At 72.7% G+C, this 8,744-nt stretch carries 7 protein-coding genes; 4 read left to right on the top strand and 3 right to left on the bottom strand.

Going from position 1 to position 8,744, the window contains the following annotated elements:
* Positions 1-364: 364 nt before the first annotated feature.
* The gene (locus DT057_RS32595) at positions 365-943 is read right to left on the bottom strand and encodes a hypothetical protein (RefSeq protein ID WP_128566181.1); all 579 of its coding nucleotides are present in this window, start codon (positions 941-943) and stop codon (positions 365-367) included.
* A 541-nt stretch (positions 944-1,484) separates the two neighbouring features.
* Here DT057_RS32595 and DT057_RS37345 point away from each other — a divergent pair.
* From DT057_RS37345 to DT057_RS32605, 3 genes are all read left to right on the top strand, one after another.
* The gene (locus DT057_RS37345) at positions 1,485-1,619 is read left to right on the top strand and encodes a hypothetical protein (protein ID WP_269153120.1); all 135 of its coding nucleotides are present in this window, start codon (positions 1,485-1,487) and stop codon (positions 1,617-1,619) included.
* A 263-nt stretch (positions 1,620-1,882) separates the two neighbouring features.
* A complete protein-coding gene (locus DT057_RS32600; protein WP_128566182.1) occupies positions 1,883-2,872 on the top strand; it encodes an ABC transporter substrate-binding protein in 990 nt (329 codons plus the stop codon).
* Positions 2,873-3,071: 199 nt separating this feature from the next.
* Positions 3,072-3,308, top strand: coding sequence for a hypothetical protein (locus DT057_RS32605; protein ID WP_128566183.1), 237 nt, complete (start codon positions 3,072-3,074; stop codon positions 3,306-3,308).
* 680 nt (positions 3,309-3,988) lie between these two features.
* Here the strand turns inward: DT057_RS32605 and DT057_RS32610 are convergent.
* Complete coding sequence (locus DT057_RS32610; RefSeq protein ID WP_128566184.1) at positions 3,989-6,301, bottom strand: xanthine dehydrogenase family protein molybdopterin-binding subunit; 2,313 nt, start codon at positions 6,299-6,301, stop codon at positions 3,989-3,991.
* A 448-nt stretch (positions 6,302-6,749) separates the two neighbouring features.
* Positions 6,750-7,313 (bottom strand): TetR/AcrR family transcriptional regulator, encoded by a 564-nt coding sequence (locus DT057_RS32615; RefSeq protein ID WP_128566185.1) that lies wholly within the window; start codon positions 7,311-7,313, stop codon positions 6,750-6,752.
* Between the two features lie 119 nt (positions 7,314-7,432).
* Between DT057_RS32615 and DT057_RS32620 the strand changes: the two genes are divergently transcribed.
* Positions 7,433-8,638, top strand: coding sequence for an MFS transporter (locus DT057_RS32620; RefSeq protein WP_128566186.1), 1,206 nt, complete (start codon positions 7,433-7,435; stop codon positions 8,636-8,638).
* The last annotated feature ends 106 nt before the right edge of the window (positions 8,639-8,744 follow it).

Below are 8,744 nucleotides of genomic sequence, written 5' to 3' on the forward strand. Positions count from 1 at the left end.
CAGGTCCGCATGCGCGTGCAGCGCGACTTCTGATCCAGCCAGACCATCCCGATCACGAGGAGGCTCCGGTCAAGGACCGGGGCCTTCTCGCGTGCGCGGTTCAGAAATGACAAGATCGGCCCACAAAAAAGGCGCACTCGGTGAGTGCGCCTTGAAGTATCCCCTGGGTCTCGAAACTCAGGATGCTTCTCTATAGAAGATTTTCGGGCATGCTACAAGCATAGTTTTGTTTCATGAGTTGTCGCACCACCGTGGTGTCTACGCAGCAGGATGCAACCCGACGCGAAGTGCTGCCTCGACTGCTGGGGCCGGCCATCGCGACGGCGCAGGCCCGGCGCGCGGGCGGGGCGCGCCGGCGCCGGCCTCACCAGGGCTCGCCCGCCGGCCGGGGACCGCCGGCGCCCCCCGCCAGCCGGCCTCCGGAGCCGGCCCGGCCGCTGTCCCACGCGGTGTTCACGCCGACGGGCAGGCTGGCCACGACCCTGCGCGTGCTCGCCGGGACGAGTCCGCCCGCCTGCGAGAGCGGCGCGAAGTCGGCGAGCGTGTGGTGCGCTCCGGGCTGCCCGACGAAGACGCGCGCGCCCTGGGGGGTCATCACGACGTCGCCGTACTGCAAGGTGGTGTCGGCGAGGAGGGCGGGCACGGGGTTCGCGACCTCCCCGGGATCCTTCGGCTTGAGCGCCCTCGGCCGCGCGGGCCGCTCGTCGTCGCCCGCCATCGGCAGAGCGCGCAGGACGGGACGTCCGTGACCCGGGCGAAAGCGGCCATCGTGGAAGCGGTCCGACGGCGGGCGCTGGGCCGGCGCGAACAGGTGTTGCAGGATCCCGAGGAGGTCCTGCGCCACGGCCGGCGAGGCCGTGGCCAGCAGGGCGGCCAGCAGGACGAGACCCGCCGCGCGCCGGGTCCAGGCGGGAGACGTCCGGGCGGTCACGAGTGTCTGCATGCCACGCCTCCTCCAGGCCGAAATCTCATGGCCAGCATGGACGGGCTGCGGCCGGGACGGCGTGCGCCGGTGCACGCCGTCCGCGAGGCGCGGCACACGGGTCGCGGCCCCTCCGGCGGTTCTGCCGACGCCGCACGCCCCGCCTCGGGACCGCGTGCCCCACGGCACATCCGGGAGCGCGCTCCGGGCTCATCGTGAGGGTCGGGGCGAGGGGAGGGGGCCGTCACGGCACCGGTCCCCCCGCCGGCACTCGGGTGACGATCCCACCGCGATCCGCGAGGAGGCTGCCATGAAGCGTTCGGCCGAGGCTGCTGCGAAATGCCGGGTTCTGCGCGAGCTGGACCGCCTGCTGGCGCAGCACAGCGCCGCCGCGAAGACCCCCGGGTCCCGGCGGGCCGGCTGACGGCCCGCGGCGTGGGCGCAGCCCCGCGCCGCCCGGCCGGCCGCCGGTCCGGCACCGGGCCGGCCGGGAGCGCGCCTGCGACCCTATCCCGCGCGTGACCGCGTCCTGTACAGACGTTGGTGTCGCGGAGGAACCGTCATGTCAGCAAGCGATCAGCATCACCTGCAAGGTCACAACGTCGACCAGGTCGACCAGCTCAGCAGCCTCGTGCTCATGGCGCTGGCGCTCGCCGGGGGCGTCGTCGCCGTCGTCGTCCTGACGTTCCTTCCCTGAACGGGCGTCTCCGGCTCGCGGCGGGCGCGGGCGGGAGACGCCCGCGGGCGGCCGTCTCCCGCACCGGTCCATCCCCGGCGCCGTGCCGATGGCCTCCGCGCCGGCACGGTCGCCCCAGGCCCCGGCGCTTCGCGCCGAGGCAGCCGCCCGCCCATCGACGCAAGAACCCGAGCTTGCTGAAACAGTCACGACCCGATACGCCTGTCAGCTGATCTCATTCTTCGACTGTGTAGTGCTCCTCGTCATCGGTGCGGGGTGACGTCATGACGAGGCGAGACTGGATCGCGCTGCTCGGGTCCGCGCTGATCGCGCGTCCGTTTCCGGCGCCTGCTCAGGGCGGTCCCTCTCCGGACCGGGTCGGGGTCATCACCGCCTACGACGAGGCGGATCCCGAGACGCAGGCGCGCCTCGGCGTCTTCAAGACGGCGCTGTTCGGCCTGAGCGGCGCCTACCGGACCGGATTGTCGTTCGTGCACCGCTGGACCTCCGGCGACCTGGATCGCATGAGGACCAGCGCCAGGGAACTGGTCGACCTGCGCCCGCGGGTGATCCTGGCGGCAACGACGCCGGTGGTCGCGGCCCTGCTTCGCGAGACGGCGAGCATCCCCATCGTCTTCGTCAGCGTGTCCGACCCCCTCGGCAGCGGGTTCGTCAGGAGCCTGGCCCAACCCGGCGGAAACGTCACCGGCTTCATGAACACGGAAGGAAGCTTGGGCGGACGCTGGGTGCAGATCCTCAAGGAGATCACGCCCGCCATGCTGCGGGCCGTGATGATGTACAATCCCAAAACCGCCCCTTACGCGAAATTCTACATCGGGCCCTTCGAGAGTGCGGCGATTGCATTGAACGTCACGCCGGTCCTCGCGACCGTTCACGACGAGCGCGAGATCGAGGAGGTCGTGGCCGGGATCGGGCGCGGCGGGGGTGGGTTGATTCTGATGAACGACAGTTTCAATACCATCCATCGCAAGTTCATAAACACGATCACGTTGGCCTACAAGGTTCCGACCATCTCCTACAGCAGGATCATCACGGCCGAAGGCGGCCTCGTCTCGTACGGCGTCGACGAGCCGGAGACGTACGCCCGGGCCGCGCTCTACGTCGACAGGATCCTGCGCGGTGCGAGGGCCGGCGATCTCCCGGTCCAGATCCCGGCGAAATTCAAGTTCGTCATCAACCTGAGGACCGCGCGGACGCTCGGCATCGAGATCCCCGACGCGCTCCTGGCGCGCGCCGACGAGGATATCGACTGAGCGGGCCCGGGCGTCCCGCCGGATCGCCGGTGCGGCGCCCTCGGGATCGACGGGGTCCGGCGCGTCCGCCACGGGCGGGGCGTCCGGCGGCGCACGGGCGCGCGTCGCACCGGCGAGCCCCGGGCATTTTTCCGCGCGTCCGGCAACTCGCCACCGACGCCGACGTTAACGAGCTGATGCAGTGGTGAGGTGCCGTCAGATGCCGACCACGTTCCACACGCTTTGCACGCATCTCCTCATCTTCGCGATAGCCGGGCTCACCGCTCCGCTTCTCCTCAACCTCTACATGCACTGCATCGTCCGCGCGCCCATCGATGACGGCGAGCCGATGCAGTACGTCTGGGGGCTGGTGGTCGCCCTCTCGATTTTCTGCGTCTTCGAGCTGGTCCGCGCCCTCGCGGCGCATCGGTCGCAGGCGATGATCCCGCGGCTCTGAGGCGGGACAGAGGGGCGCCTTGCACGCCGAGCCCTCGCGCGAAGCGCGGTGAGGGGCCAGGGCCGGCCGGGCGCCCCCGGACGCGACGGCGACGCGGGCGCACTCCCGGCCTCGTCGGCACATTGCCGTCTCGGTGCGGACGCCGAATGCCGAGGACGCTGGCATGCCGCAGATGTTCGGCTGGATCTTCTACGCCGTCATGCTGCCCTTGCCCGCCTCCCTGCCCTGGGACCGGATGAAGAACCACTAAGCGTTCCCGGACGAAGTGGAGACCGGTTCGTCGCGGACAAAGCGGCGAAATCAGAAACCTTGAGCCGCAACCGGGTGCAACGTGATCGGGTGCTGCTCCAGCGCCGGGTCCGTTCCGCTCGAGCCGGCCACGGTCCCGAGTCTTCGTTGCCGCGGCGCAGTCCGTGACGAACCGGCAGCCACATCGTTCGGACAATCGCTCCGGGGCCGCATCCGACGACCGGGCCGAGGGCTCGTCGCGGCGCGGCCGAGACCGCGGGAGCCCTTCGCCGCGAGCCCTTCGCCGCGAGCCCTGGGCCGGGGACCCGGCGGACGAGCCGGGGCGGATCGGACGCGGCGACCCGGACCGGAGCCCGTGTCCGGGTCGCCGCGCCTTCGAGGCGCCCCCGCCGCCCCCGCGCGTCCCAGACCGCCGCGGCGGGGCCGGAGCCTCAGGCCGCGGCGGCGCGCGAGGTCCTCAGGGCCGCGAAGATGCTGGCGGGCGTTGCCGGCATGTCGATGTCGCGCACGCCCGCGCCCCGGTCGAGGGCATCGACGAGCGCGTTCATGACGGCGGGGCACGAGCCGATCGAGCCCGCCTCGCCCGCCCCCTTGATGCCCATCGGGTTCGTGGTCGAGGGCACGTTCTTCGTCTCGAAGTGGAAGAACGGCACGTCCGCGGCCCGCGGCAGCGCGTAGTCCATGAAGCTCGCCGTGAGGAGCTGTCCTTCCGCGTCGTAGACGGTGCGCTCGTGCAGCGCCTGGCCGATGCCCTGCGCCACGCCGCCATGCACCTGGCCGGCGAGGAGCAGCGGATTCACGGTCGTGCCGAAATCGTCGCACACGGAGTAGCGCACGACGCTCGCGACGCCGGTCTCGGGGTCGACCTCGACCTCGGCCACGTGGGTGCCGTTGGGGTAGGTCGCGCTCGGCGGCACGAAGTCGCCCTGACCCGTCAGCATCGCCCCGGTGGCGCGGGGCAGGGCCGCGAGAGTCGCGAAGTCGACGGCCCGATCGGTGCCCGCGACGCGGACGGCCCCTTCCGCGATCTCGAGGTCCCCGACGCCGGCCTCGAGCTCGTCCGCGGCGAGGTCCTTGAGCTTGCCGGCGAGGTTCTTCGAGGCCGCGTCGACGGAGATGCCGCCGATCGGGATCGAGCGCGAGCCGCCGGTGCCGTGCCCGGTCGCGACCCGCGCCGTGTCGCCCTGCACCATCCGGATCCGCTCGGGCGGGAGGTCGAGCTGCTCGGCCGCGATCTGCGCGTACGCCGTGGCGTGTCCCTGCCCGTTGGACTGGGTGCCGACGTAGACAGTGGCGCCGCCGTCCTTGTCGAGGGTGATCGAGACGTCCTCGCCCTCGCCCCACGCCGTGCACTCGATGTACGTCGCGAGGCCGATGCCGCGCAGGAGGCCGGCGCGGCGGGATTCGGCGCGGCGTTCCTCGAACCCGGCCCAGTCGGACGCCTCCATGGCGCGGCGCATGTGCGCCTCGAAATCGCCGGTGTCGTAGGTCCGGTCGCCGATCGGCGTCGTGTACGGCATCGCGCTCGCCGGGATGAAGTTGCGCCGGCGGATCTCGTCCGGCCCCAGCCCCGTCTCCCGGGCCGCCCGGTCCACGAGGCGCTCGAGGAGGTAGGCCGCCTCGGGCCGCCCGGCCCCGCGGTAGGCGTCGACCGGGATCGTGTTCGTGTAGACGCCGCGCACCCGCACGTGCAGCGCCGGCGTGCGGTACACGCCCGTGAGCATGGTCGCCCCGAGATACGGGATGTAGGGGCCGAACTGCGACAGGTACGCGCCGAGGTCGCCGACGACGTCGAAGCGCATGGCGAGGAAGCGGCCGTCGGCGTCGAGCGCCACCTCGCCGACCGAGAGGTTGTCGCGCCCCTGCGAGTCGGCGACGAAGTGCTCGCCGCGCTCGGAGACCCACTTCACCGGGCGTCCGAGCCGGCGGGCGGCCTCGGCCGCCAGCGGGTACTCGCGGTAGGTGAAGGTCTTCGTGCCGAAGCCGCCGCCGACGTCGCCGGTCACGACGCGAAGCTTCTCCTTCGCGACGCCGAGCACGCCCGCGAGGGTGTCGCGCAGGCCGTGCACGCCCTGGCTCGGGATGGTGAGCGTCAGGCTCTCCGTCGCGCCGTCGTACTCGGCGACGACGCTGCGCGTCTCCATGTAGTTCGTCACGACGCGCTGGTTCTCGACCTCCACGCGCACGACCCGGGCCGCCGCCGCGAACGCGGCGTCGACGGCCGCCTTGTCGCCCATGCTGGCGTCGTAGGCGACGTTGTCCCGCGCCTCGTCCCAGACGGCGCTCCCGCCGCCCGCGAGGGCGCCCCGGATGCCGACGACGGCCGGCAGGACCTCGTACGCGATGGCGATCGCCTCGACGGCGTCCCGGGCCTGCGCGAGGGTGTCGGCCACCACGAAGGCGATCCCGTCGCCGACGTGCTTGGCGACGTCCTTGGCCAGCACCGGGATGTGCGCCAGGTGGTTCTGGCTGCCGTCGTCGTTCGGCAGCGGGGCCTGGCACTTGATCGCGCCCAGGTTCGCCACGTCGGCGGCGGTGAGCACGAGGCGGACGCCCGGCATGGCGCGGGCCGCCTCGACGTCCGTGATGCGCAGGCGCGCGTGGGCGTGCGGGCTGCGCAGCACCGCGGCGTGGAGGCAGCCCTCGGGCGCGTGGTCGTCGCCGTAATTCCCCTCGCCCGTGAGCAGGCGGCGGTCCTCGACCCGGCGCAGCGGCTGGCCAATGCCGAACTTGGTGACTGTCATGAGAACCTCAGATCATAACGAAGGCGATGATGCATGAAGGAGGGTCATGGAGAGTGGATCCGGTCCCGCTCCCCGGGGACCTCGGCCGTGCCCGCACGGTCGGTCACGGCCGAGGGGCCGGGAGCGGATCGGGGCCGGCCGGACCGCGCCGCACCGGACCCGCGCGCCGAGAGCCGCGGGCCGCGCGGCGGCGCCGAGATCGGCGAGGCCGGGAGGCTCGCCCGGCGGCAGGAACGGCGCGAGCGGCAAGGCTCGTTTCATGGATCGGCATCCCTCCCGGGCCGGCCCGCGGGCCCGCCCCTTTCGCTCGAGCCTAGCATGCCGGACGCGCCTCGTCTCCGCTCGGCCGCCGGCCCGTGGCGGGCTCGGTCCCGTGCGGGACTGTGCCACCACGGCGGCCCGGGCGGCCCGGGGGGCCGCGGCCCACCCGCGGGAGGGGGCCCGCCGGTCAGTCCCGCCCGGCCGTCTCGAGGACGCCGGCCACCAGGTCGCCGACCCGGTCCGGGCCCGGCGCCTCGCCGAACAGGATCCGGTAGACGATCGGGGCGACGACCTGGTCCATTACGGCGTCGATGCCCGGGAAGGGCTCGCCCCGGGCGGCGGCCCGCCTCGCCAGCGCGTCGACCTGCGCCAGGACGTACCCGCAGCAGCGCTGCGCGCCGGCGCCGTCCCCGGCGCAGAGCACGTCGCGGATGAGCTGTCGGCCGGGACTCGAGGACATCTCCTCGGCATACTGCTCGGCCCAGGCCAGGAGATCGCCGCGGCCGCTGCCGGTGTCGACCGGATCCATGTCCGGCCGCAGCCGCTCGACGGCGACGTCGGCCAGGAGCTCCTGCAGCTCGCCCCAGCGGCGGTAGATCGTGGAGGGCGTGACGCCCGCCTCCGCGGCGACCAGCGGGATGGTGACCTGCGAGCGCTCCATCCGCGCGAGCAGGTTGCGCACGGCCTGGTGGACCGACGCCTGCACGCGCGCGCTGCGGCCACCCGGGCGCGGTCCCTCTCTGCCCACCATGCGCGGCTCCCTCTCTCGCGCCGCAGCGTCGCGGCGCGCGCGATTAACGCAACCCGTTTGCTTTTAGCGGCCCGCACTGCTAGGAGCAAATGCAAGATTTTAGCTTTTAGGGTGCGTGGATGCTCTCCGATCACCGATCCGCGGCGGCCTCCCGCCGCGTCAGCCCGCTCGCCCTCCACACCGTGACGCTCGCCACCTTCTTCGGCGCGTCCTCGGCGCCGACGCCGCTCTACCGGATCTACCAGGAGAGCTTCGGGGTCTCCCCGGTCTTCATCACCATCGCGTTCGCGGTCTACGCCGGGGCGCTGCTGAAGGCGCTGCTCGTCGCGGGCTCGATCTCGGACCATCTCGGTCGCCGGCCGGTGATCCTCGGCGCCCTGCTGCTCGAGATCGCCGCCATGGGCCTGTTCCTGGCGGCCGCGAACGGTCCCGCCTGGCTGATCGCGGCCCGCATCGTCCAGGGCCTCGCCACGGGGATCGCCGCCGCCTCGCTCGGCGCCGCCCTCATCGACCTCGATCGCGGCCGCGGCCCGCTCGTGAACGCGATCGCGCCCCTGGCCGGCATGGCGGTCGGCGCCCTCGGCACCAGCGCGCTGATCCAGTACGGGCCGTTCCCGCTCCACCTCGTGTACGGCCTCCTCATGGCCGCCTTCGCGCTCGAGGCGGCGGCGACGGCGCTGACGGCGGAGACCGGCGGCACGCGGCCAGGGCTCCTGGCTTCGCTGCGCCCGCGGGTGTCCGTCCCGCCGCAGGTGCGCCGGCCCCTGCTGCTCATCGCGCCGATCAACGTCGCCAACTGGGCGCTCGGCGGGTTCTACCTCTCGCTCGTGCCCTCCCTGGTCGTCGCCGCGACCGGCAACCCGGCCCCCCTGACGGGCGGCACCGTGGTCACCGCGCTGATGCTGTCCGGGGCCGTCGCGGTCTACCTGCGCCGGGCGCAGGGTCCGCAGGCCAACCTCACCTTCGGGGTCGGGATGACGACGCTGGGCATCCTCACGGTCCTCGTCGGCGTGCACCTGGGGCACGTGCCGGTCCTGGTTCTCGGCACGCTGCTCACCGGCACGGGCTTCGGCACGAGCTTCCTCGGCTGCGTCGGCGCGATCATGCCGCTCGCCAGGGCCGATGAGCGGGCGGCGCTGCTCGCGGCCTTCTACATCCTGAGCTACCTCGCCTTCAGCCTGCCGGCGGTCCTCGCCGGGATCCTCGTCCGGTCGCTGGGCTACGGGCCGACGGCGGACCTCTACGCGGGCGCGATCATCGCGCTGAGCCTCGCCGGCCTGCTGGTCTTCCGCGTCAAGTCCGCGGGAGTGCCGGCGGCGGCGTGAGCGGGACCGGAACCAAGTCCGATCCCGCGCCCCCGCGCGCCGTGGACGGTAAGCCCTGGTTCAGCGGCTTTTCTGGTAGAGCTTCGTGGCGATCTCGAAGATCTCC

Source organism: Methylobacterium crusticola, assembly GCF_003574465.1.
Taxonomy (GTDB): Bacteria; Pseudomonadota; Alphaproteobacteria; order Rhizobiales; family Beijerinckiaceae; genus Methylobacterium; species Methylobacterium crusticola.

Excerpts from the sequence above, each read along its gene's own strand:
- DT057_RS32595 (WP_128566181.1), bottom strand. The coding sequence starts at position 943 with ATGCAGACACTCGTGACCGCCCGGACGTCTCCCGCCTGGACCCGGCGC.
- DT057_RS37345 (WP_269153120.1), top strand. The coding sequence starts at position 1,485 with ATGTCAGCAAGCGATCAGCATCACCTGCAAGGTCACAACGTCGACCAG.
- DT057_RS32600 (WP_128566182.1), top strand. The coding sequence starts at position 1,883 with ATGACGAGGCGAGACTGGATCGCGCTGCTCGGGTCCGCGCTGATCGCG.
- DT057_RS32605 (WP_128566183.1), top strand. The coding sequence starts at position 3,072 with ATGCCGACCACGTTCCACACGCTTTGCACGCATCTCCTCATCTTCGCG.
- DT057_RS32610 (WP_128566184.1), bottom strand. The coding sequence starts at position 6,301 with ATGACAGTCACCAAGTTCGGCATTGGCCAGCCGCTGCGCCGGGTCGAG.
- DT057_RS32615 (WP_128566185.1), bottom strand. The coding sequence starts at position 7,313 with ATGGTGGGCAGAGAGGGACCGCGCCCGGGTGGCCGCAGCGCGCGCGTG.
- DT057_RS32620 (WP_128566186.1), top strand. The coding sequence starts at position 7,433 with ATGCTCTCCGATCACCGATCCGCGGCGGCCTCCCGCCGCGTCAGCCCG.